The organism is Alteromonas sp. ABV4_150, assembly GCF_056311745.1.
Map to the genome: position 1 here is coordinate 461,319 of NZ_CM149971.1, position 23,195 is coordinate 484,513.

The 23,195-nt window shown below is 44.4% G+C and carries 17 protein-coding genes; 6 read left to right on the top strand and 11 right to left on the bottom strand.

Annotation, left to right across the window (positions count from 1 at the left end; all coding sequences use genetic code 11):
* Positions 1-41 precede the first annotated feature (41 nt).
* The gene (locus ACYX4M_RS02005) at positions 42-866 is read right to left on the bottom strand and encodes a hypothetical protein (RefSeq protein WP_476081673.1); all 825 of its coding nucleotides are present in this window, start codon (positions 864-866) and stop codon (positions 42-44) included.
* Positions 867-1,038: 172 nt separating this feature from the next.
* Entirely contained in the window at positions 1,039-1,809 is a 771-nt protein-coding gene (locus ACYX4M_RS02010) for a SapC family protein (protein WP_476081674.1), read from the bottom strand.
* Positions 1,810-2,202: 393 nt separating this feature from the next.
* Between ACYX4M_RS02010 and ACYX4M_RS02015 the strand changes: the two genes are divergently transcribed.
* A complete protein-coding gene (locus ACYX4M_RS02015) occupies positions 2,203-3,429 on the top strand; it encodes a dipeptidase (RefSeq protein WP_476081675.1) in 1,227 nt (408 codons plus the stop codon).
* A 99-nt stretch (positions 3,430-3,528) separates the two neighbouring features.
* Here ACYX4M_RS02015 and ACYX4M_RS02020 read toward each other — a convergent pair whose 3' ends face one another.
* From ACYX4M_RS02020 to ACYX4M_RS02045, 6 genes are all read right to left on the bottom strand, one after another.
* Positions 3,529-6,786 (bottom strand): efflux RND transporter permease subunit, encoded by a 3,258-nt coding sequence (locus ACYX4M_RS02020; RefSeq protein WP_476081676.1) that lies wholly within the window; start codon positions 6,784-6,786, stop codon positions 3,529-3,531.
* A complete protein-coding gene (locus tag ACYX4M_RS02025; protein WP_476081677.1) occupies positions 6,779-8,572 on the bottom strand; it encodes an efflux RND transporter periplasmic adaptor subunit in 1,794 nt (597 codons plus the stop codon). The genes ACYX4M_RS02020 and ACYX4M_RS02025 overlap by 8 nt, the downstream gene beginning before the upstream one ends.
* A 5-nt stretch (positions 8,573-8,577) precedes the next feature.
* Positions 8,578-9,984 carry a TolC family protein gene (locus ACYX4M_RS02030; RefSeq protein ID WP_476081678.1) on the bottom strand — a complete coding sequence of 469 codons (1,407 nt, stop codon included), beginning with the start codon at positions 9,982-9,984 and terminating at the stop codon, positions 8,578-8,580.
* Between the two features lie 187 nt (positions 9,985-10,171).
* A complete protein-coding gene (locus ACYX4M_RS02035) occupies positions 10,172-10,633 on the bottom strand; it encodes a hypothetical protein (RefSeq protein ID WP_476081679.1) in 462 nt (153 codons plus the stop codon).
* Positions 10,634-10,831: 198 nt separating this feature from the next.
* Positions 10,832-11,920 (bottom strand): alpha/beta hydrolase, encoded by a 1,089-nt coding sequence (locus ACYX4M_RS02040; RefSeq protein ID WP_476082837.1) that lies wholly within the window; start codon positions 11,918-11,920, stop codon positions 10,832-10,834.
* A gap of 84 nt (positions 11,921-12,004) precedes the next feature.
* On the bottom strand, positions 12,005-12,745 hold the full coding sequence (locus tag ACYX4M_RS02045) for a glutathione peroxidase (RefSeq protein WP_476081680.1): 741 nt from the start codon (positions 12,743-12,745) through the stop codon (positions 12,005-12,007).
* 237 nt (positions 12,746-12,982) lie between these two features.
* On the opposite strand from ACYX4M_RS02045, the gene ACYX4M_RS02050 reads away from it, so the two are divergent.
* The 4 genes from ACYX4M_RS02050 to ACYX4M_RS02065 all read left to right on the top strand — a co-directional run bounded on the left by ACYX4M_RS02050 (position 12,983) and on the right by ACYX4M_RS02065 (position 16,558).
* Complete coding sequence (locus ACYX4M_RS02050; RefSeq protein ID WP_476081681.1) at positions 12,983-13,678, top strand: AAA family ATPase; 696 nt, start codon at positions 12,983-12,985, stop codon at positions 13,676-13,678.
* Positions 13,638-13,961 carry a replication protein RepA gene (locus ACYX4M_RS02055; RefSeq protein WP_476081682.1) on the top strand — a complete coding sequence of 108 codons (324 nt, stop codon included), beginning with the start codon at positions 13,638-13,640 and terminating at the stop codon, positions 13,959-13,961. The genes ACYX4M_RS02050 and ACYX4M_RS02055 overlap by 41 nt, the downstream gene beginning before the upstream one ends.
* Before the next feature lie 128 nt (positions 13,962-14,089).
* A complete protein-coding gene (locus ACYX4M_RS02060; RefSeq protein WP_476081683.1) occupies positions 14,090-16,222 on the top strand; it encodes a tetratricopeptide repeat-containing diguanylate cyclase in 2,133 nt (710 codons plus the stop codon).
* Between the two features lie 18 nt (positions 16,223-16,240).
* Positions 16,241-16,558: a GFA family protein gene (locus ACYX4M_RS02065; protein WP_476081684.1), complete on the top strand. Its 318-nt coding sequence runs from the start codon at positions 16,241-16,243 to the stop codon at positions 16,556-16,558.
* Positions 16,559-16,716: 158 nt separating this feature from the next.
* Here the strand turns inward: ACYX4M_RS02065 and prsR are convergent, their stop codons facing one another.
* From prsR to ACYX4M_RS02080, 3 genes are all read right to left on the bottom strand, one after another.
* Positions 16,717-18,078, bottom strand: a complete 1,362-nt coding sequence (gene prsR / locus ACYX4M_RS02070) for a PEP-CTERM-box response regulator transcription factor (RefSeq protein WP_476081685.1) — start codon at positions 18,076-18,078, stop codon at positions 16,717-16,719.
* An 81-nt stretch (positions 18,079-18,159) separates the two neighbouring features.
* Entirely contained in the window at positions 18,160-20,205 is a 2,046-nt protein-coding gene (prsK, locus tag ACYX4M_RS02075) for an XrtA/PEP-CTERM system histidine kinase PrsK (protein ID WP_476081686.1), read from the bottom strand.
* Between the two features lie 312 nt (positions 20,206-20,517).
* Positions 20,518-21,642 (bottom strand): beta-ketoacyl-ACP synthase III, encoded by a 1,125-nt coding sequence (locus tag ACYX4M_RS02080; protein ID WP_476081687.1) that lies wholly within the window; start codon positions 21,640-21,642, stop codon positions 20,518-20,520.
* A 627-nt stretch (positions 21,643-22,269) separates the two neighbouring features.
* On the opposite strand from ACYX4M_RS02080, the gene ACYX4M_RS02085 reads away from it, so the two are divergent.
* Positions 22,270-23,148 carry an NAD(P)-dependent oxidoreductase gene (locus ACYX4M_RS02085; RefSeq protein WP_476081688.1) on the top strand — a complete coding sequence of 293 codons (879 nt, stop codon included), beginning with the start codon at positions 22,270-22,272 and terminating at the stop codon, positions 23,146-23,148.
* Positions 23,149-23,195: the final 47 nt, after the last annotated feature.

Consider the following 23,195-nt stretch of genomic DNA (forward strand, 5'->3'; position numbering starts at 1 on the left):
TTAATTATTGCTAGTTATCAATAGTTGATGGCTGAATTGCTTTAGAAACGATAAGAAGCTGTAAGCGACGCTACATCACTTTCAATATCGCTATCAATATCGGTTTCATAGCTGGCCGATACTGAGAATTGCTCATTTATCCAGTAATCTAAAGCCACCCCTGCTGTTTTTAAATTGTCAAAGCCGTCTGGTGCATTGGTGTAGCTATAGCTGCCTTCAAGGCTTAAACCTGGGCTAAAGAAGTAACGCGCACTTCCTGATAAAACATCAACATCGTCTGCTATGTACTGGGCGGTGAAGTCCCAGCCAGTTCCCCCATTACCTACTGTGGTGTAGCGAGTAAATACGAGTGGTGAAGTTTCATTTTCACTTTCGCTGTAACTTTCTCCACCGGCATTAAAGTCGTACGTGGCACGCTGATAGATGACACCTGCGCCTATTTGCCATTGGCGTGATAAGTTAAACCCTACTTTTAAATCGATATTGGTGTAATCCTCATCGCCAAAATCGTCGTCAAATTTACTATGGGCACCTTCAATGGCTAGCATCCATGTCTCGTCGAAATAAAAAGTAGTACCTAAATTAAACACGTCGATACCGTCTAAATTAGCGTACCCACCAGATAGACTTGATACGCGCTGTAGATAAGGGTTTATAAGGTAAGCGCCGCTGTTGCCGCTAACTTCGTCAAGGTAGCGCACATATCTAGCACCGTAGAGATTGTCATCTACCCCTTCAAAATCGACAGCGGTAACTTGTACTTCGTTTTGTGTAGCTGCATGTGCTGCTGAAACTGAAAATGCTGAAGCCGTGATAAGTGATAGTGCGGTTAGCGTTGTTGAAAGTTTATTAGATTTAATATTCATGTCTTTTGTCCTTAAAAAATGTGTTGGGAACGACGTGTAGAATCACTACGCATAAGATAAGGCATTAAAACTTAACGGATTCTGAACGAAACCTGACGAAATCTGAACGTTATATTTAGGCATAAAAAAACCCGCGAAATCGCGGGTTTTTACTTTTAAATTTAAGACTTGTTTACGCGCTTGGCGCCGCTTCGGCTGGCGCTTCTTCTGCTTTAACAGCAGAAAGCTGCATGTTGCGAATTGGGTTATCTGTACTGTTTGAAAGCTCAACAAGACGATTAAGCTGACCAACTGACATCATTACCGCATAAATTGCACCTAGGAAGCCCTGTTTATGTAGCTCAAGTACTTGCTCTTCAGGTAGTTCAAGAAGTTTCTTCTCGTTAATGCTCATCATGCCAGTAACATTGCGCTGCTTACCGTCTTGGTAAGTAAGGCGAATTTGAATAGGATCAAGTAGGTCTAGCTCAACAACTTTGGCTACAAAACGCTGTGTCAGCATTTCGCTATTCGCTAAGTCTGCTAGGAATTTTTGACGGTTTTCAAGAAACTCACTAGCTTCACCGGCATCAGTAAACAGAGGCTGACCTTCGTCAGAGATAAGATCAGAATTTTCATCAATGTAAACCCCAAGCTTGTCGCCGTCTGGACGTACGTCAAACGGATAGCGAAGGATGTTCATTGGAACGTGAGGGCCTCTCCAGCTATCGCCTGTTAGGAAAAGGTTTTGACCTTGCTCCATACCAAGCATAGTCACAACGTGGTGACGCTTAGACGTAGTGTCTTCAATAAACACTAGCGGCATTGTTGCAGCCAGTTGTGCGAATTCACGGATAGTCGCCGCTGCTAGATGTGTATTTTTAGCAAAGCTGAAAGATGTATTTACCGCAACCTTTAGGTCTTTATGCTTTTCTTTATCTAGCGGTACAAAATTAATAGCCATATTTATTTCTCATACTTGTTAGCTGTGGCCCCGGCTTGATTGTGTGAGAAGAGCGGGTGCCACTAAAAAATTACGTCGGCCGCATTGATGCATATATGTCATCGATAATTAGCGGAGCGCTTGGGAGTATCCCGTATTCGCGCAATGAAGTCACGCAGTCTTCACCATAACAAGTTTTAAATTTTTATTGCAATGTAAACTTGAAGTAAACAAGCACAAGCGCTCTAAAATTGAGCAATATCGACTAATTTAGGGATGTACGTGTTCAATCTGAGGTAAATGCATAGCAAGTAAAAGTCTATTGTCGCGGTGTGCATTATCCTTTAGTCTCGTATTGCTACTTAGTTAGCGGTTGTTGACCTAAGCGACAAAAAAACAAAATAAGGATTTTCTATGAAGGGGCGCTTCCCACTCTCATCTTGCGCATTACTTATCTCTGCGCTTTTTGCTTCACACTCTGTACTTGCTGAGACCTCTACTTATTCAGCATCTGAAAAAGCTATCAAGATCGCACAAGAAACTATTATTGTTGATGGTCACATCGACGTACCCTATCGCGTAAAGGAAAAGTGGGTTGATGTCACTAAAGCCACCGAGGGTGGAGACTTTGATTATCCGCGTGCAGTATCTGGTGGCTTGAACGCCCCTTTTATGAGTATTTACGTGCCTGCTAGTTTAGACAACTCTCCAGAATCTACGCAGCTTGCCCATGAGCTCATCGACTCAGTAGAAGCCATTGTTGCCCGTGCACCTGATAAATTTGCCATTGCTAAAAGCCCTTCTGATGTAAAAGCCCAATTTGAAAAAGGGTTAATTTCTCTGCCAATGGGCATGGAAAATGGTTCTCCTATTCAAGGTGACTTGGCGAATCTAACGGATTTTTACGAGCGCGGGATCCGCTACATTACTCTTGCTCATAGTCAAGCCAACCACATTTCTGACTCTTCGTATGACCTGCGTAGAAAATGGAAAGGCCTAAGCCCGTTTGGCAAAACCTTAGTGGGCGAAATGAACAACATCGGCATTATGCTGGATATTTCCCATGTGTCTGACGACGCCTTTTACCAAGTTATTGAGTTAACAAAGGTGCCAGTCATAGCATCACACTCTTCACTGCGCCGTTTTACCCCCGGTTTTGAGCGCAACATGGACGACGAGATGATCAAAAAACTCGGCGAAAATGGCGGTGTGATTATGATTAACTTTGGTTCTAGTTTTGTATCTAAAGAAGCTGGCAAGTGGCGTAGTGGCCTTACTGCAGCACGCAAAGCCTTGGTTGAAAAAGAAGGCGAAGACAGCCCTAAGCTAGAGAACTTTGAAGAGAATTATCGCAAAGAAGTGCCATACCCTTATTCAACCCTAGACGAAGTGCTTAACCATATCGATCACGTGGTAAAACTGATTGGTGTTGATCATGTAGGTATTGGTTCAGACTATGACGGTGTAGGTGACTCATTACCCATTGGCCTTAAAGACGTGGCGAGTTTTCCAAACCTAGTACAAGGATTGCTGGATAGAGGTTATAGCCGTAGCGACATTGAAAAGATATTGAGCGGAAACCTTTTGCGCGTTTGGCAACAAGTTGAAGAATATGCGGAAGATCAGGCGGCAGCGCACTAGTCGCGCAGCGCTTTAAAAACGAAGCGTAGGGAAGCGTGTTATCGCTTCCCCATGCTTTATCTATTCTACTGCACTTTCAATCTTGCACTTTCAATTCCATTATTTTTTGCGTGACACAATTAAGTAAAACGCGCTTGGCAATACCAACAGCGTTAATACCAGTGCACTCGCCATACCGCCTACCATAGGCGCCGCAATGCGCTGCATCACCTCACTTCCGGTTCCAGTGGCATAAAGAACAGGTAATAAGCCCACAATAATAGAAAGCGATGTCATCATTACAGGGCGAAGTCTTGCAGATGCAGCATGGACAATAGCCTTTTTCACAAGCTCATCTTTTTTAATGTTGCCACTTTCTGTTGCGTGCATAGAAAGTGCTTCTGATACATATTGGTTTAGATAGACCAGCATGATAACGCCTATTTCTACCGCTACACCTGCTAAGGCAATAAACCCTACGCCTACCGCCACCGATAGATTAAAGTTAAGCAGGTAAAGCAACCATACACTGCCCACCAGCGCCAACGGCAAGGTAGCTAGTATGAGCGCCACATCGCGAAGGCGTTTAAATGCCAGATAAAGCAAAAGGCAGATAATGGCTAACGTTAGCGGTATAACCAGCGACAGTTTTGCTTTCGCGCGCTCAAGATAAGCAAACTGCCCCGCCCACGTAATAGAGTATCCAGTGGGTAAATCAAGGTTCTGTGACAAATGACGTTTCGCGCTATCTACATAGCCCCCTAAGTCAATACCTGTGGCCGAGTCTGACGAGATATCAATGTATACCCAGCCATTTAATCGGGCATTTTCGCTTTTAATCCCAGCCGGCCCGTCGTCAATACGCACAGTTGCCACATCGCCAAGGGTAATGTGAACACCACTTGGCGTGACGAAGGGCATGGATGCTAAAGATTCAGGCGTATCGCGGTAGTGCTGTAAAAAACGCATGGCAATAGGAAAACGCTCACGCCCTTCTACTGCTTGTGTAACCACTTTGCCGCCCACTGCCGAAGCTAGAATACTGTGAACATCGTCTATCGTCATGCCGTAACGCGCCGCCAACTGCCTGTCGATATCGATATAAACGTAGCGACCACCCACTACCCGCTCAGCGTAAACTGATGCTGTGTTGGGCAGGTCTTTAAGCAGTATCTCAATATCCTTTCCAATGGCTTCAATGCCTGCTAAGTCAGGCCCCGCAATCTTGATCCCAACAGGTGTTTTTATCCCGGTTGCCAACATGTCGATACGGGTTTTAATTGGCATTACCCACGCATTGGTCAGCCCAGGAAATTGCACCAGAGCGTTAAGCTCTTCTTTGAGCTTTTCAGTGGTCATGCCCTCCCTCCACTGGGCTTTCGGTTTAAGCTGAATGAAGGTTTCAATCATGGTCAATGGTGCAGGGTCTGTGGCCGTATCTGCGCGTCCAATTTTCCCGAATACCGTTTCAACCTCGGGCAAGGTTGCAATAAGCTTGTCCGTCTGCTGTAAAAGCTCTCTGGCTTTACCCACTGAAATACCCGGATAGGTTGTAGGCATATACATCAAATCGCCTTCGTCCAGTTCGGGCATAAATTCGCTACCTAGGTGACTTAGCGGCCAGTACATGGAAAGCAACAAGCAAAATGCTCCCAACAAGGTGCTCCGTGGGTAGTTAAGCAACCGCGTCAGCAATGGTCGATATACGCGCTCTAAAGCTCTATTTACCGGGTTCTGGGCTTCAGATCGTATTTTTCCGCGTACAAAATAACCCGCCAGCACAGGAACTAAAGTAATTGCCAGCGCCGCAGCGGCTGCCATGGCATAAGTTTTGGTAAAGGCAAGAGGCGCAAAAAGACGCCCTTCTTGCGCTTCCAATGCAAAAACAGGAATAAAGGATACGGTTATAATTAGGAGCGCAAAGAATAAAGCTGGACCAACTTCGGTGGTCGACTTAATCACCAGTTCCCAACGTTTAGCTGCCGAAAGCTTTGCAGATGTTGGCGCAGAGGCTGGTATTGATGTTCGCGTTTGGGTACTCCCTGAAACACTCTGACTTGCTGCCTCCCCCTGACTAGCTAAAACACCCTGACTTGATGAAGCAGCATGCTGATGAATGTGCTTGTGTAAATTTTCAACCACAACAATAGCGCCATCCACCATTGCACCAATAGCGATAGCAATGCCACCTAAAGACATGATGTTGGCATTAAGTCCCTGCAGCTTCATTACGATAAAGGCAGCGAGAATACCAATAGGCAAACTGATTAGCGCAACCATAGATGAACGTATGTGAAACAAGAAGATAGCGCATACCAAACCAACAACCAGCAATTCCTCCACTAGCTTATTGTTGAGGGTATCGACGGACTTATCAATAAGGGTGGAGCGGTCGTAAACGGGGACTATGTTCACCCCTTCCGGCAAGCTCGCTTTTAGTGAATCCAGCTTAGCTTTAACCGCATCGATAGTGGATTTTGCGTTTTCACCATAGCGCATCACTATAATGCCACCCACGGTTTCGCCATTCCCGTTTAGTTCAGCAATACCGCGGCGCATCAACGGGCTTTCTACCACTTGAGCTACATCGTTGATCGTTATGCTAACGCCGTCCTTGATAACGCCTGTGGGCAACGCCAGTATGTCGTCAATGCCCTGAATATAGCTTTGCGCACTAACCATGTACTCTGCCTCGGCCATTTCAATAACCGAAGCGCCTGACGCGCGGTTACCCCGTTTAAGGGCAATGTCTATCATGGATGGCTGAATGTTATAGGCACGTAATTTTTCAGGGTCGACAATAACTTGGTATTGTTTAACCATCCCTCCAACAGACGCAACTTCAGATACGCCTTCAACTGACTGAAGCTCAAACTTTAAGAACCAGTCTTGAAACGCCCTTAACTCACCAGCATCTAGCGCATTTGGCTGACTAGCATCGTTTTCCAACGCATAAATGTAAACCCAACCTACCCCTGTCGCATCTGGACCTAGCTGGGGTGTCACGCCTTCTGGAAGTTGCGAAGACGCCTGGCTTAGGTATTCCAGAACGCGGCTTCGAGCCCAGTAGATGTCTGTATCGTCATCAAAGATAATATACACGTAGGCATCGCCGAAAAATGAATACCCTCGCACCGTCTGTGCGCCAGGCACTGACATTAGCGCAGAGGTGAGAGGAAACGTCACCTGATCTTCCACCACTTGTGGCGACTGGCCCGGATAGCTGACTTTCACAATAACTTGGACATCGGACAAATCAGGGATAGCGTCAACAGGCGTGTTTTTCACCGCCCAGACACCCGCAATACTGAGCATAATAGCGCTAAGCAATACCAGTATTCTATTGTTTACCGACCAGCGAATTACCGATTCAATCATGGTGCATATGCTCCTTATGATTTATCGATTTTTGTTCTGCCGACTTATGCTCTATTGATTTATGCTCCATAGATTTATGAGCCATTGACTTACGAACCGTGGACTCGTGAGCATCGCTTTGCTCTCCATCGCCCTTCAGGTTGCCCGAGTCATTTTTATGATTACTGTAACCTGAGTCATGCACCATGCCCTTGTCCATTGCATGTTCACTATGTTTACGCATATCGATAACCGTGAATTCTTCGCCAGTCACAAAGGTGAACATGATGTTGTCACCTTCTTTGAACTGAGATAAGTCAATATGATTTGATACCGCAAATGACATTGTCGCAGGTCCCCGCCCCCATTTTTCAATCGGCCCGCGAGCGATTACTAACTTTGCGTTATTCGAAGCTCCATTCGTTTCGGTGTCAGCCGTCAATTCAATTGTCTCAATAGTACCTGTTGTCGTGGCCTGATGATCGGGCGCTTTCATTCGCTTGAAGTCACTGCTTTTCGACGACTCTGAATCAATCAAAAATTGTGCTGATACCACCACATCATCCTCTGGCAGCAAGCCTTCGACGACTTCAAAATGTGTACTATCGCTTTGCCCCAGCGTTACGCGTACCGATTTAAAGTTGCCATCGCCATCACTGAGTACCACTTTTGCGCCCTCAGCCGTGCGAATAACGGCACTGCGAGGAACCAGTAATGCCGCCTTGCGTTGAGTAGGCTTTATTCCAATGTGGGCAAACATATTGGGCTTTAACGTGTGGGTGTTATTGTTTAGCGGTATGCGTACTTTCAGGGTTCGCGTTGTTTCTGACAAAGACGGATAAATATACTCTACGTGGCTTTCCCATTTAGCATCGGACCCATGGTCCATTTCGTCTAGGGTAACCACAGCGCTATTATGAGGCGCTATGATTTGCGCGTATTTTTCAGGTACCTCAGCAATCACCCACACCGTATCCAGCTGTGCGATGCTCATCAAGGTTGTCCCGGGCTGAACGTAAAATCCTTCCCTGATATTCAGCGCTTCTACCACACCGCTTTGCGGCGCGTTAAATGTGACGGTTTGTGTTACTCGTCTAGTTTTTTGCAACGCTTCAATAACGCCCTTTGATAACCCCAGAGTTTTTAAGCGCTCGGCTGCGCCTTCAATTAAACGTGCGTCTCCTCGTCTAAGGGCTAGAACGAATTCTTCTTGTGCGCTAACTAATTCTGGCGAATACAGGGTATAAAGTGCCTGCCCTTTTTCAACTTGCTCACCTTGGGATTTAATGAAAAGCCTGTCGACCCAACCTGATACTCTAGGGTGGATGTGCATAATACTCTCTTCATCGTAGGCAACGTTACCCACCGCCATTACAGTCTGTTGAAGTGCTCCAATGGTAACCGGCGCGACTTTAACACCTATATTGTGCTGTACATTTGGCGGAATCATTACGGTACCAGGCGTACGCTCATTACTTTTTGCAGATGTTGCTTCGTCATTGGCGTATACCGGCACCAAATCCATTCCCATCGGTGACTTTCCCGGTTTGTCACGGCGATAGCTGTCGTCCATAGGCGCTACCCAATATAAAGGGGCTTTATTGTCAGCTTCGTCGCTGTGAGTGTTTACTTCGCTGTGGGCACTGACTCCGCTGTGTGCACTTTCGCCATTTCCGTGTTTTGATGAATCAGACAACAATAGTGAGGCCAAGCCGAACGCTAACAAGCCGCCAAATAGCAGACCTATTAGCAAGCCCTTTATTAGCGTGCTTTTTGTATCTGGAGCAGGGTTAGTTGAAGATGTCATATTAACTACTCTTTATTCGAAAAATAGGCGTGAGTGGGCAAGTACAAATAAGCAAGCGAAGCAAGCGTTTTGGCTCGTTCGACTTCAATTTTAAGTAGATTCTCCTGCACTTCTACTTGCTTGAGGTTGGCACTAACAACATCATCGATATCGCCGGTATCCGTGGTATAAGCTGTCAGTTCAGCTGCAGAAAGTTGCTGTGTTTCACCAACTAACGCCGTTTCATAAAGCGCTTTGCGCTCACTTAGCGCTGACAAGCGTGATTTAAGCACCTCTGCGTTCGCGGCAAGCTCGTTCACTTTCAATCGGAAGTCCGTTTCAGACGCACTCATTTTGGAAGCCGCAGCGGCTATTGAAGCGTCTTGACGAGATTTATTGAAAAACGGAAGGTCTACTTGAACACCCAATGACACAAAGTCAGCTCGGCTTGCGCCAATTTGCGCGTCTTGTCTGTATCCATAACTTGCTTCAAATGCCCACTGGGACTTGGTTTGCTCTCGCGCTATGTTCACATTTTGCGCTTCTATCTGGGTCTGAATTTGAAGGAGCATAGCCTCAGGATGATGCTGTAGTATTGAAAAAGGCTCACTGCTCTCAATAACCGTTAAGAACGAAGAAAGGCTGAGGTTGCTGCCGTTTAAAATGGCATCGACTTCGATGAGCTTTGGCTTTAACGCTTGTGTTGATTGAGTCAAGGGCGCGCTTACAGAGTCATCTAGCGGCGCACCAAACCATTTTGAAAGTGCCGATCTCGCTTCATTTTTTTGCTGGTAGGCCTGCACATATTTGTCGTCTAGTGACAACAATGCCAAGCGCACTTGCAGTATGTCTTGCTGCGCCGCTGCACCAACGCCTTGACTGTATCTGGAGTCAGTAAAATCGAGTAGTTGTGTAAGCAATGACTTTTCTTTATCCAATAAATCAATACGATGCGTAGCGTAAACCCAATCTAACCAAGTAAGGGTAACTTCACGTTTAAGCCACGCCTTTCTAGCTTGGCTTTCTACCGACATTTGATCAGCCATAACCTGATACTTTTGCTGGCTGTAGAGGTTTTCATTGCCTCGCGGTAACTGCTGCTTCACACCAACTTTTAATTGCGTCATAGGCTCTTGGTCAAACGCGAAGCCATCGGTAGGCAAGTTTTGTACAGACGCTGAAACCTGAGGGTTTGCCCAATATGATGACGCCTCGGCTTCTGCATTAAAACGAGCCTTGCGATGCACATTCCCTTTGAGTAAAGGGTCGTTTTGAATAGTTAGTTGCAGCGCTTGCTCCAGGCTTAGGGTCTGAGCCACAACAGGATTATTAGCCATCAAAAATAAAGAAAGCACAAAAAATAGAGCGAACGAGGCCCTTATTTTATTATGCTTGGCAGTGCCCATTTTTTTAGGTACCGAATAGTTACTCATGTATAACATCACTTTTCAGTTGTAAGGCGTGGTGACGTTGCATGCTTTTCGCTAAATTCGACAAAGAGAATTAGCAAAACCACTTACCACGCGTTACATAGATAAAAGATCAGAGATATCTCTAAACGAAAAGACACCTCGTTGAATCAAAAACGTCTTTGCGGCAAAGCAAATCCGCTGGATAGATCTATGCTGTGATAAGTGATTTAGGTGGGCGAAACTGCCCGAAGTGAGGAGGTGTACTCTGCCCCAGAATAGGCGCAATGGCAGCCATTCTGGCTACCGTTATTTCCGTCTCGACTGTAGGCTGTATAAGCGCAGTTGCGCTAAGGTTAAAGCAATGATCGGCAGGGCAATTACATTCATCCTTGCAGCAAGACATGTCGCTCATCTGCGATGTATTCACGCTATTCACACCTGCCTCGCTGACGCGGACGCCATCGACTTGGGCAGGCTCGCTCATGCTGTTTTCAGCACTTAAATTCGCATGTTGTGATGACAACTCGTGGTGCTGACAATGTGTATTAGCAGACTCAGAGGATTGAACTTGATGCTTAGCATGAGGTGAATTAGATTGCGGTGTCATCGCCGACACCGAATGAGCATGTTCGTATGAATGTTCAATAGATACAGCGCTACCTGACGACACAAGGGCCATCATTAAAAACAGTATAAGAACCCTCGAATTTGCATTCGCCGATTTATACCGATTAAGCGTTAAACCAATCCGAAACGTTTTCAAATACTGTACTCAGAATATTGCTGTATCGACTTAAAATTCACTCAAATAATAGCGTGATGTCACCGAGCAGTAAAGGCAAGGGAGTGTTTCATCACGCTTAAAAACTTATTCAAACTGCGACAAATAATCTTTCAACATCAAGCCCATGGTTGAGAACAGTGGATTTGCTTTAGGTACCGCACATTCTTCTCGCTGATTAACCATGCTTGCGTTGAAATTCATTTTATTTAGCAAGCTCGTATTCACGACTAAATCGGCGTGGCACAACCCGTAGGATTCATCGATTACGAAAAAAGTGTTCGGACCTTTACTTGCTTCCATTAACTGCTCTATGCCGCGAATTGGCGTGGTTACATCAGCTTGAGAGTGAGCGGCAAATAGTGGCACTTCAATTTGCTGTCCTTCCTCGACTTTGTCGCGAATAGTGTTAATTAAGTCCATCAATTCCAATCCAGCTAACCCCGCCACGTTGGGGTATTTATAAGGGTTTGGACCATGGGTTTGATAACTTCCATCAATAATTCTGGCTAAAAGTTTAATGCCCCAAATTCGAGACATACTTTCTGCATTGTCAGACAGGGCTAGGGCACCAGAAAATAACATTAAACCGTCGATGTTGTTTACATCATTACTAGCTTCATCAAGATAGTGCTCAACCGTCAGTGCACCGCCTGTAGAAAAACCACCCACAAGTAGAGTGTCACCCATGCTATCGGCTAAATCGATGATTTCATCAACGTGTGCCTGCCAGCGTTCAGCTAAATCCCAGTCAGACATATCATCATTGGCATCCCGTTTACCATGCCCAGGTAGAAGCGGCACGACTACAGTAAAACCCTGTTCAAATAAGATGTTGGCGATTTCACGCATAAAGAAAGGTGAGTCGCTTAAGCCGTGGATAAGCACTGCCACCTTGCTGCTTGATTTGTTGATCAGCATGAAAGGCGAATTGCCTTCATTGCGCAATACGTTGCTGCATACCGAAAAACGATTGAGTGCCGTTTCTCTACACGGCTGGGTTTGGCCCCACTCTTTTTCGTAAAATGCTTTGAACTGATTTTGAAGGTCTGAAAAACTTCTGCTTTTCATTTCGCTCGTATCGGGTATAGATAAATTTGCGGCTATAGCCATATTTACACCTAAAAGCGCAACAATACCTATGAGCATTTTTACAAAAAACTTCGATGACACTATTATTCTCCGCTACGGATAATTAATAAAAAACGGGAGCAGTTTACCATGCTCCCGTTTCTTGTGACGATAAATACGTATATTACGTTAGCTAAAGTAAACCTCTAGATCGTCAGAACCACCGATATGTTTACCACCTATAAACACCTGCGGCACAGTTTCACGACCGCTAATCGCCGTTAAGCTGGTTAGTGATGCATCTTTGCCCAACACGATTTCTTCGTACTCGTAGCCTTTTTCATCAAGCAGCTGTTTAGCTTTAGCGCAGAAAGGGCAACCAGGTTTTGTGATAATAGATACCGGTGCATTGGTTTGTTCCTCTGGCGCAATGTAAGCCAGCATAGTATCTGCATCTGACACTTCAAACGGGTCTCCAGGAACATCTGGCTCGATAAACATTTTGTCCACAACGCCATCTTTCACTAGCATCGAGTAACGCCAACTTCTTTTGCCGAAACCCAAATCCGCTTTATCGACTAGCATACCCATGCCATCGGTAAATTCTCCGTTACCGTCGGGAATAACGGTTATGTTAGCGGCTTCTTGATCTGCGGCCCATGCATTCATAACAAAAGTATCGTTTACCGATACACAAACAATCTCATCAATGCCGTGTTTCGCAAACTTTTTCGCTAAAGCGTTATAGCGAGGCAAGTGGGTAGAAGAACAGGTTGGTGTAAAAGCACCTGGAAGTGAGAACACCACGACATTTTTGCCAGAAAATAATTCATCTGTCGTTTTCGTTACCCACGTCTCACCTTCTCTGCACGGAAATGAAACGCTAGGTACTTTTTGGCCTTCTTTGGAAGTGAAGCGACTTTCTGACATAACAACCTCTTATCGGTAATTTTTACTGTTAATTTTCATCTATCGCTAAAAGACTAGAATGAGTTCTGCTACAAATCAATAGGTATTGTCTTACATTCGTTAATATCGATTTTGATGCTGAACCTCGCTTGTAGCCTGCCTATGCTTTTAGGCGAGGTTGGAGAGAGCCATGTTATCAGAGACGGTTCCTGTAACGCTCAACATTTTAACGTAAAGCGATATTCGAGGGTTATCACCATGATTATTTTAGTTGGTGGAGAAAAAGGCGGTAGCGGAAAGAGTTGCCTGGCACAGAACATTGCGGTGTATCTTCGCACTGAAAAAGGTGCCAAGGTATTAATGGTCGACTGTGACCCGCAGCGAACGACTTCAGATTGGATCCAAGAACGCAAAGCAAACCCTCGTCTGGCTGAAATTAACTGTGTTCAGTTATATGGCAAAATACGTAATGAGTTACTCAGTTTACGACAATACTACGATTACGTAGTGATAGATTGTGGCGGTCAAGATAACCTTGCATTGCGCTCTTCGATGGCGGTTGCAGATCATATCCTTATTCCACTTAGACCGAAGCGTCGCGACCTTAAAACCGTGCCTCACATGGAAGATATACTATCTACATGTAAGATGGTTAACCCCAAAATGAACGCGGCCTTTGTTATCACTCAGTGTCCTTCTCTCCCTAGTTTAGCTAACCGAATTCTAGAGGCCAAAGAAGTGTGTCGCTCTTTTGGCATCCCTGTTTTAAATGCAGTCACTTTTAGCAGAAACATGTATGACGACTCTGAAGAGTCAGGACAATCTGTAATTGAAAGTGAACCTGAGGGTAAAGCAGCGACAGAAATTAGAACGCTATTTGAAGAGCTATTAGCAGGTAAGATGGAGGATGCTTATGAGTTTACTCAACCTCAAAAAGTCGAAGCCGTTAGCTAAGCCCAATCTTCGCTCGATAGAAGAATTCATCGATGATGCGCTGCTTTACGCGCAAGGTAAAATTGATAAACGAGAAAAACTGGCAAAAAAAGCCAGCGTTAAACCTGTTTACGAAAAAAGTCTAATACCAATTAGAAAACCTGCGAAAGCGGTAGGAATGCGTCACGCGACCTTCACGTTGACCCCGCAATGTATTGAGACATTAGCGGATATTTCCCAAAGGACAGGAAAAGCAAAGTCAGCGCTTATTCGCGAGTGGATTGTAGAAAACAGCAAAAATTAGACTAAAGTATAAATCCAAATACGCACAAGGTTCGTTTTATCCTTCAAAATATTAGTGTTGCTCGGGCGACAGCCTGCTGAGATACTTAGCAGTAACATATTCTGACAGCGTATAGGAGATGCAAGAGAATGGGCCGTGGAGGATTAAGCACAGTGCATGTGCTGGTGTGTGCCCTAATGTTTGCTGTATGTCTTACACTGAATAAATCAGCAAAGGCATTCGAGCTATTTCGTTCTGAAGTTACACGGATTGAAAACCTGCTGGACGCCAAACAATATGCGGATGCGGACAGCGCAGCGCTATTGCTATTAGAACAAGCTTTGCAACAACAGCAGATGCCTGCTGATACCTTTACATCCTTGGGTCAGCTACTACAAAGCGCATCTCGCTTTGAAGTATCAAAAGCCGTTTTTAATGCTGCTTTAGAACGCTATACCTTTGAAGGACGTCTCAATGAAATGGCATCGACGCTACTGCATCTCGCTACTTCCGAGCGTTATTTGACGAATTATAAGAGCGCATTAACCTATATCAGGCGCGCTATGTCTATCGCGCAAATTGAAAATGATGACCTCTTAAAAGCACGCTTGAACCTTGAATTAGGAATAATTCAACAGGAGCAAGACAAAATAGAGACGGCATTAGAGCCGCTTAAGCAAGCCCTACGTTACTTTCGCGAAAACAACATGGCTAACGAAATGAGCTTCTCCCTTCTTCGCATCGGTGAAGTTTATAGTTTACTTAACCAGTCTTCGATGGCCCATACCTACTACCAAGACGCATTCGACAGTATCCAAAGCACGGGAACGCCTAAACTACTTGGTTTGATAAAAACCCGTATGGGCGAATTGTCATTAAAATCCGGTGCCATTGAGCAAGCAATAGTAACCATAAACGAAGGCCTTACTCTTCTGCTTGCTACTAATGACGTCGGTGCCATTGTTCAAGCAAAAATGCTTATGGGAAAAGCGTTAGTAGAAAATGGCGACCTCGCTAAAGGTAGAAAACTATTACAAGAAGCTATGCAGTTCGCAAATTCATCAGGGCAGGAAAAATTGATGAAAGAGGGACGACTCGCACTTACTCAAGCCTATATGAAAGAACAGAATTTTGACCTGGCCCTCGCAGAAGCGCGAACGGGTACTATTACCGCGCGCAAGAATAGAGACGTTCGTGGGCAGTTGAGCTTCCTTTCGTTACAGCTGAGTGCTTTTGTATCCTTGGGGGAGTTTAAAAAGGCCTTAGATGTTCAATCGGTTATTCAGCAGCTTCGTGAAGTTTTACTCAATTCAGAAAACAAGTCGGCCATTGAGGGGCTGCAGGCTGAAATAGAGCTAGTGCGTCAGTCCCGTACGCTGGAAAAATTAGAAGAGTCGAAGCAACTTGTACTTGCCCAAGCAGAGCGTGAAAATTTACAAACCACCTTGTTTTGGAGCGTGTCTCTGGCAGCGTTGCTGCTGACATTTTTAGTTTGGAGTCGTTATAAACAGCGCCAACAAACTATTATTCTGCGCCGCGAAGTTAGACAACAAACGCTAACACTACAAGAGAAAAACCAAGAGTTAGAGCAGGCCTACAAAACTCTGGAAGAAGTAAGCTTACGTGACCCTCTGACCGGCTTGTATAACAGACACTATCTTGAGTCACAGCTTCCAGGCGAAATTAGACGCAGTCAGTTTTCAGCAAAACAAAACCCAAATACCGATAAGTCTAAACAGGACTTGCTGTGCCTTCTTATTGATATCGATCACTTTAAACGTATTAACGACGATTATGGACACATGGCAGGGGATAAGGTGTTGTCGGCATTTGCCAGCATCCTAAAAGAGGTATTTAGGCAGACCGACCTCATTATTCGTTGGGGCGGCGAAGAATTCTTAGTAGTGTGTCGACAATCAAACAGAGAAGAACTGCCAGACCTTGCAGAGCGCTGTCGGGAAATGGTGGCTCGCACGTCTTTCGATATAGGTTTGGATGAACCTATCTACATTACTTGTAGCATTGGTTTTTCACTTCTCCCCCCAGATAAGGAGGATGATTTTGATACCGCGTGGAAGCGCACATTTGCTGTTGTAGATTATGCTCTCTATGCGACTAAACTGTCAGGAAGAAATGGCTGGGTGGGGGTTATAGAAACGCTACAAACACAGAGAGCGCACCCAACCTTGTTAGATACTAAATTCAACTTTCCTGGTTCAAGAATTGCGACGTCTTTTAATAACGTAGCCAGTATTAAGTGGCCAGACACCCTCGATAAATAGCAGTAGAGGAAACGAGACATGTATAGAGGAAGCTGCAGTTGCCAAGCCATTCAATATGAAATTGAACATATTGATGAGCTGGAAGCCGACAATGAAACGCTCACACAGACTGATACGAGTAAACTAAGTATGGCGGTTGAAAAAGAGAGGCTCATTATTGACTGCGCGCCTTCTGCGTTAGCAGAGTTACATGAAGCAAACGGCGAAACGCACCATGTATGCAACGTCTGTGGTAGCGTGATATGTGTGGAAATAAGTCCAAATAAAGTGCTACTTGATTTAACCTTTAGTGGTCACGACGTCTTGGCCGAGCCCCACCGCCAATTCGTCCTCTAGAACGTTCGTGTTCAGGTGAGCCCAATTTGACTTATTTCAGCCTGAGTAAAAATATAGGATAGCTAACTATGCATCCCCATGTTCAGTAACGTAAATAGAAAGGGTGAGAAGCATCTCGCCCTTTTCGCGTTAGTGCCTAAAGCTATTACAACAACCGTTTAGTCACTATTTTTAATATCTTCCATGTGATACTTATCAATTAACGAATAAAGTGTTGGCCGCGTAACGCCAAGCAGCTCAGCAGTTTTCGACATGTTTTTGTCCGCTTTTTGATAGGCTCTTCTTATAGCGCGACTTTCAGCTATTTCTCTCACTTCACGTAAGTTTAATGTTTCAGGCTCATCATGGGCATCTACTGGCATTAGCCCTAAGTCATCCGGTTGTATGACCGTACCTTCGGCCATGATCACAGCTGACTTGAGCTTGTTTTGCATTTCGCGAATGTTACCTGGCCACTTATGAGCCAGCATGGCATTAACAGCGGTTTCAGAGAAGCTCTTAGCTTTAGCTTTAAACTCTTCGCGGTAAATGTTCAAGAAGGTACGGGCCAGCAGAATGATATCTTGGTCTCGTTCACGCAATGGCGGGATCACAATGGGCATTTCACCCACCCGATAATATAAATCTTCTCTAAAGGTTTCTTGCGCTACCATGGATTGTAAATCTCGGTGAGTCGCACAGATAACGCGTATATCAACGTGAATTTCATTGCGCCCACCAACCCGTTCAATCACTCTCTCTTGCAAGAAACGAAGCATTTTAGCTTGTAAACCAATAGGCATATCACCAATTTCATCTAGAAATAGCGTACCACCCTGTGCTGTTTCAATTTTACCTATGGTGGTTTTATTGGCGCCAGTGAACGCGCCTTTTTCATATCCGAATAATTCACTTTCAAGCAGATTTTCTGGAATAGAAGCACAGTTAATGGCCACAAAAGGTTTATCTTTTCTTGGGCTGTGTTCATGGATACTTCGTGCAAACACTTCTTTACCCGTGCCACTTTCACCGAGCAGTAGCGTGCTAATATCGGTATTTGCAATCTTCTCGGCGCGGCGCACCACTTTTTGAATGGCTTCGCTGTTGCCAACTATCCTAGACATTCCAGAACGCGTTCGCGCTAAAATGCTGTTCTCGTGTTCTAATTTCGACAGATTCAATGCCCGATTAACGAGTAGTTTTATTGTGTCTGAATCGATTGGTTTTTGATAAAAATCGTACGCACCGAAATCAATTGCTTTAAGCGCATTTTGCTTATCACTGTTACCCGTGACCACTATGACCTTTGTTCTCGGTGCCAGCTTGATGATGTCGTGAAGAATTCGCAAACCTTCAGAGGCATTTGCAGGGTCGGGTGGAAGCCCCAAATCTAAAGTAACCACTTTAGGTTCAAAACGACGCAGCTGAGCAATGGCAGAAGTATGATCGTCAGCAAAAACAACATTGTAATCCGTGAGGCTCCATTTAAGCTGCTTTTGAATACCTAAATCATCATCTACTACCAAAATGGTATCGGTCATTTCATCATCCTATTCATCTACTTCATCCGTCCAAGGAATGTGGATTTTGTCACGTAAAGATCCACTTTCTAGTTGTTTATTCTATCCTATCGGAAAATGCAGCGTAAAACAGCTACCCCGTCCTGGTTCACTTTGCACCGTTAGTTTACCACCAATAGACTCAATATAGGTTTTCGCGTCGTAAGCGCCGATTCCCATACCGGCATTCCCTTTTGTGGTATCAAAAGGTTTAAATAAACGCTCTTCGATAAAGCTTTTTTCCATACCCTCGCCGGTATCTTCTATCATAACAAGCTGGGTATTACTGTCGGAATTGGCAGTAATCACCACATCAACCTCACCATCATCGCCCGTGGCCTGTTGTGCGTTACTAATTAAATGATAAAAAACATTGGCTACTTTTTCTTTATCAACCATAACGGCAGTTTCTTGCAGCACATGCACTTTTGGAATAGGTTTCAAACTCAGACAACGGCTGCCCACCACATCTTTAGCAATATCTGACAGTAAAAGCTCAGCATCAACCCCTTCTTGCACCGCTTTTTTATCAGTGAGTTGCTTGAGCATTTTCTCCATTCTAGCTTTAGTATGCTCTAAGGTTTCGAATGTATCGTCGATAAACTCAGGATTGTGCTTGTGCTGTTGAGCGTTCGCTAAAATAAGGTCAACTTGCGCAAGTACATTTTTTAAATCATGTAGTACAAAGGCAGACATGCGATTGAACGCAGCGAACTGTGCATTTTCAGCCACAACTTGTGCTGCCTCATGATGCTGCATATAGGTACCCACTTGTTCAGATACCGCAGTAAGGTAGTCTTTAACTTCCCAATTAAGGCTTATTTTCTCCTTATCACCTGGCGCAAGTACAGCAAATCCCCATAAACCGCCGTCTTTCAAAAAAGGTACAAAGAGCTGGTAGCCCCACTCTTTTAAAGCGTCTCGGTCTAGTTTAAGCCCGTCATAATCAAATGGCTTGACCAGATAAGCATCCGTATCGATTATCCAACCGTTTTTATCACTGTATTTCGCCAAGGTTTCTAGCGTAGCGCAAGTAGCACTGCCTTTTGCTTCGTTGATTGTACTTGGTATAGGGGATGCTTCGGCCAAACGTTCATAACCATTTGCATTCACTTTAAAGAGCATGCCCGATTCATATTGAATAGCGTTTAGCATACCCGTTAGCCCTGCGTGATAAACATCGGAGGTCGAATCGCCAGTCCGAGTTAGCCATTGAGTTAATTTAACCCACTCAACGCGATAGTCGAACTGATTGGCAAAAAAGTGTTTAGTTATAAAAACTTTGATCTTGGTACGAAAAGCATTTGACAAAAACACAGTGGCTAACAAAGCAAATGACATCACCACGAGGATAATTTGCACGGTAGCGCCCCAGTTTCCACCCACATAATTAATGGCATAGCCCACCACAGCCATAACGAAGAGATAACCGCCTGCCACTAGCAGTAATGAACTGTGTAAAACCACATCACGGGATATAAATATATCTATCCCCCAGTGATGGATACGACGAATTGATATCACCAGTAAGGGCATAAGTAGAAAGTAGATATAACCTCGCGCGGCGATGTAACCAATTTCCACCTGATTGACCATGGTCGCGTTGGCATAAGTCACAAACTCGAATAAGTTGGTAGCGCCAAGATAAATAATAAGCGGTTTAAAGGTCCATTGCTCTCTTCCTGCTTGCCGGTAAACGACCTCTAAAAGCACCAGAACTTCTAAAGAAAGTATTATTAAAACAAGAAAACTCCACGCTGGGTTAATTGCCAATAAATAGGGTGCAAAAAGCGCAATAAGCGCTGGGGCAATGATAATCAGCGTAATTGGGCGTTTTAATACAGCAGCAATATTACTGAAATTGGTTTGAATACAAGCAGACAGAAACAGAAGCCAAGCCAGCTGTTTAACGACATCAATACTGAGTAGCCAGCTAAGAGAAATGGGGCCAAAAAGCGAGGTGATTAAACTGGTTGACCATAAAAAAGTGGTAGCGGTCGCTAGTACGAGTAAATGCTTGGCTACGCCTGGTTTTCGTACTGTTAGCAGCAACAATAAAAGAGCTAGGTGCGCCAGACTATTTAATCCATAGCCTACATCTGAAATCATCCTTTTATCTCACTTTTATTATCATTATTAGGAGGCATAGATCTACCCAGTCGCAAATCGTTTTACTGATAATACTCGATTATTACCGACCATGTTAGATGCTGCATTAGCTGATTCTAAGTGCTATCTCAGTTTTAAATAACTTCCGCTTAGGAAGAAAACCCGCTTTATGCTGCTCACTTTTGTTATTGCTGTATGAGACAGAGCAAAAGGTTTGCTCCATCGGGCTTGCTACAGGAAGCTTTAATTCTCGCCCTCTATATTATAGCGCGCAGGCCCAGCCTGCGCTTTAGACTTTTACTGTTTAAACATTTACCGCTTTCGCACAACCAGTGAACCAATCGAGTAGCCCGCTCCGAAAGAGCAAAGCACACCGATATCACCAGAGACTAGGTCTTCATGGTTTAAACCAAAAGCAATAACAGAGCCAGCAGAAGCTGTGTTAGCGAATTCATCGAGTACGATAGGTGCTTCTGTTCTATCCGCATCGCGCCCTAACAACCGCTTACAAATTAAAGTGTTCATGTTGATATTGGCCTGATGCAACCACCAACGCTTCACACCTTGAGGTGTAATGTCATGACTTGCTAGGTGCGCCTCAATATGCGCCGCTGCCATTGGGCAAACTTCTTTAAACACTTTGCGCCCAGCTTGATGAAAGAGTTTGTCAGGGCCATAGGGATCAACATCCTCAGCTCGTGTCATATAACCAAAGTTCGAACGAATGTTATTTGAAAACTTCGTCAGTGCTTTAGTGCTAAGCACATCGTAAACGTGCTCGCTTTTTGCCGTTTCAGCGAGTTCTAACACAGTCGCTGTAGCTACGTCGCCAAAGATGAAGTGGCTGTCGCGGTCCGCGTAATTAATTTGAGGAGAAACCAGCTCAGGGTTTATAACGAGTACGCGGCTTGCATTCTTAGCACTTAGCATTTCATAAGCGCGATGCATGCCGAACGTTGCCGCAGAACAAGCAACCAGCATATCAAAGCCGAAACCCTCAATATTCAATGCTTCTTGAACTTCTATAGCAATAGCGGGATAGGCGCGCTGCGTATAAGCACACGATACAATAACGGCATCTATTTCACCCGCGCTCACGTTGGCTGAAGCCAAAGCTAGCTTAGCTGCTTCAACGGCAATTTCAGCTTGGTGAGAAAGTTCATCGTCTGCTCGCGGCGCAATTTTAGGTTTCATTCGAGTGATGTCTAACGCACCCTCTTTTTGATAAATGTAGCGACTTTTAATTCCAGACGCCTTTTCAATGAATTCGGCACTTGAGTAAGGCACAGCAGTAACATCACCCGCTTCTATTTCTTCCCTATTTTCTGTGTTGAACGCATCGGCGTATGCGTTATAACTCTCTACTAATTCTTCATTGGTAATACTGTCTTCCGGATGCCAAACACCCACACCGCTAATCACTATCTGTTGAGACATAAGCATTCTCTGTTATCTGTTAACACTTCTGGCTTTAAAAAACATCGCGTTACTTCGTGTCCTTCACGCAACGGTGCCAGTGCAATTAAGGCTAATCGTATCGTTTGCGAGTTATACGACTGCGTTTTATGCACTATAGCTTACCTTAATCCTCTAGCGGTGTAACTATAGTGGATGCAATGGCTCCCCCTCCTCTTTCTAAAATACGACTGTAGAGCAATTGACTTGACCAATAAAACAACACGCGTTCAGCCAAACAAAAAAGAATTGTTCTTTTTTGTTAGCAAATTTAATCTTTTCCTGCCTAACGTCTCCAACACTAATTAACCACTATAAAATTCAATTTAATCAACATCCTAAGCTTTTAACAACCTTGTACAAGAAAAAGGTTAGCAGATAGTTTCGTCTATTCCTCCTACATTTTATTTACAAAATAATGTCCTCCAACCTGATATTGGTTGACAAATTGGAAAGATAGAAATAGGGTTTAAACATAAAATTGGTAATAACAATGGTCTTCTGATTATCAAGCACGTCTTTTCGGCAATAATCTGTTTATGGCTAGGTGATACCAAAGGTGACAAGGTTGTATCTAACCTTCGAAATTTTACTTATGAGGAAAAGATAATGTCTAAACCATCAATTGGTTTCATCGGACTTGGTCTAATGGGCGGCAACATGGTTGAGAACCTTTTAAATAAAGGTTTTCCAACCACAGTCATGGACTTGAACCCTGATGCTGTAGCCAAGTGCACGGCACGCGGTGCTAAAGTTGCAAAAACAGGTAAGGAATTAGCCGAAAGCGCAGACATCGTTATGCTGTGCCTAACAACGTCAAATATTGTTGAATCTGTGATGTACGCAGAAGACGGTATTATGGCAGGAGTCAAAGAAGGTGATGTGGTTATTGATTTTGGAACCTCTATTCCCTCGTCAACAAGAAAAATTGGTGCAGACTTGGCCGCTAAAGGTGTAGGCATGGTAGATGCACCGCTAGGTCGCACGCCAGCGCACGCCAAAGATGGTCTATTAAACATCATGGCCTCTGGCGACAAAGAAATATTTGAAAAAGTGAAACCAGTTCTTGATGAGCAAGGTGAGAATGTATTCTACCTTGGTCAGCTTGGCGCAGGTCATACTACAAAACTGATTAATAATTTCATGGGTATGACCACCGTTTGTGCGATGTCACAAGCTTTTGCTGTAGCTGAGCGCGCTGGTGTTGACCGCCAACAGCTTTTCGACATCATGTCAGCAGGTCCATCCAACTCACCATTTATGCAATTCTGCAAAAACTATGCGGTTGATAATAATAGTGATCTAGGGTTTTCTATTGCTAATGCAAATAAAGATCTTGGCTACTTTTTGAAGATGGTAGAGGACTTGGGCACAGAATCAAAAATCGCTGAAGGTTCATCAGCTAATTTGCAAGCAGCCTTAGACGCGGGCTTGGGTAACGGCAACGTGCCTGAAATTTATGACTATTTTGTCGAATTAGATAAGTAGTAAACGAACGCTTAGGCGAAACAAAACGCAACCCAAAAGAGAAGTGA

Bases quoted from the DNA above. Each gene is read 5' to 3' on its own strand.
- ACYX4M_RS02005 (WP_476081673.1), bottom strand. From the start codon at position 866: ATGAATATTAAATCTAATAAACTTTCAACAACGCTAACCGCACTATCA.
- ACYX4M_RS02010 (WP_476081674.1), bottom strand. From the start codon at position 1,809: ATGGCTATTAATTTTGTACCGCTAGATAAAGAAAAGCATAAAGACCTA.
- ACYX4M_RS02015 (WP_476081675.1), top strand. From the start codon at position 2,203: ATGAAGGGGCGCTTCCCACTCTCATCTTGCGCATTACTTATCTCTGCG.
- ACYX4M_RS02020 (WP_476081676.1), bottom strand. From the start codon at position 6,786: ATGATTGAATCGGTAATTCGCTGGTCGGTAAACAATAGAATACTGGTA.
- ACYX4M_RS02025 (WP_476081677.1), bottom strand. From the start codon at position 8,572: ATGACATCTTCAACTAACCCTGCTCCAGATACAAAAAGCACGCTAATA.
- ACYX4M_RS02030 (WP_476081678.1), bottom strand. From the start codon at position 9,984: ATGAGTAACTATTCGGTACCTAAAAAAATGGGCACTGCCAAGCATAAT.
- ACYX4M_RS02045 (WP_476081680.1), bottom strand. From the start codon at position 12,745: ATGTCAGAAAGTCGCTTCACTTCCAAAGAAGGCCAAAAAGTACCTAGC.
- ACYX4M_RS02050 (WP_476081681.1), top strand. From the start codon at position 12,983: ATGATTATTTTAGTTGGTGGAGAAAAAGGCGGTAGCGGAAAGAGTTGC.
- ACYX4M_RS02055 (WP_476081682.1), top strand. From the start codon at position 13,638: ATGAGTTTACTCAACCTCAAAAAGTCGAAGCCGTTAGCTAAGCCCAAT.
- ACYX4M_RS02060 (WP_476081683.1), top strand. From the start codon at position 14,090: ATGGGCCGTGGAGGATTAAGCACAGTGCATGTGCTGGTGTGTGCCCTA.
- ACYX4M_RS02065 (WP_476081684.1), top strand. From the start codon at position 16,241: ATGTATAGAGGAAGCTGCAGTTGCCAAGCCATTCAATATGAAATTGAA.
- prsR (WP_476081685.1), bottom strand. From the start codon at position 18,078: ATGACCGATACCATTTTGGTAGTAGATGATGATTTAGGTATTCAAAAG.
- prsK (WP_476081686.1), bottom strand. From the start codon at position 20,205: ATGATTTCAGATGTAGGCTATGGATTAAATAGTCTGGCGCACCTAGCT.
- ACYX4M_RS02080 (WP_476081687.1), bottom strand. From the start codon at position 21,642: ATGTCTCAACAGATAGTGATTAGCGGTGTGGGTGTTTGGCATCCGGAA.
- ACYX4M_RS02085 (WP_476081688.1), top strand. From the start codon at position 22,270: ATGTCTAAACCATCAATTGGTTTCATCGGACTTGGTCTAATGGGCGGC.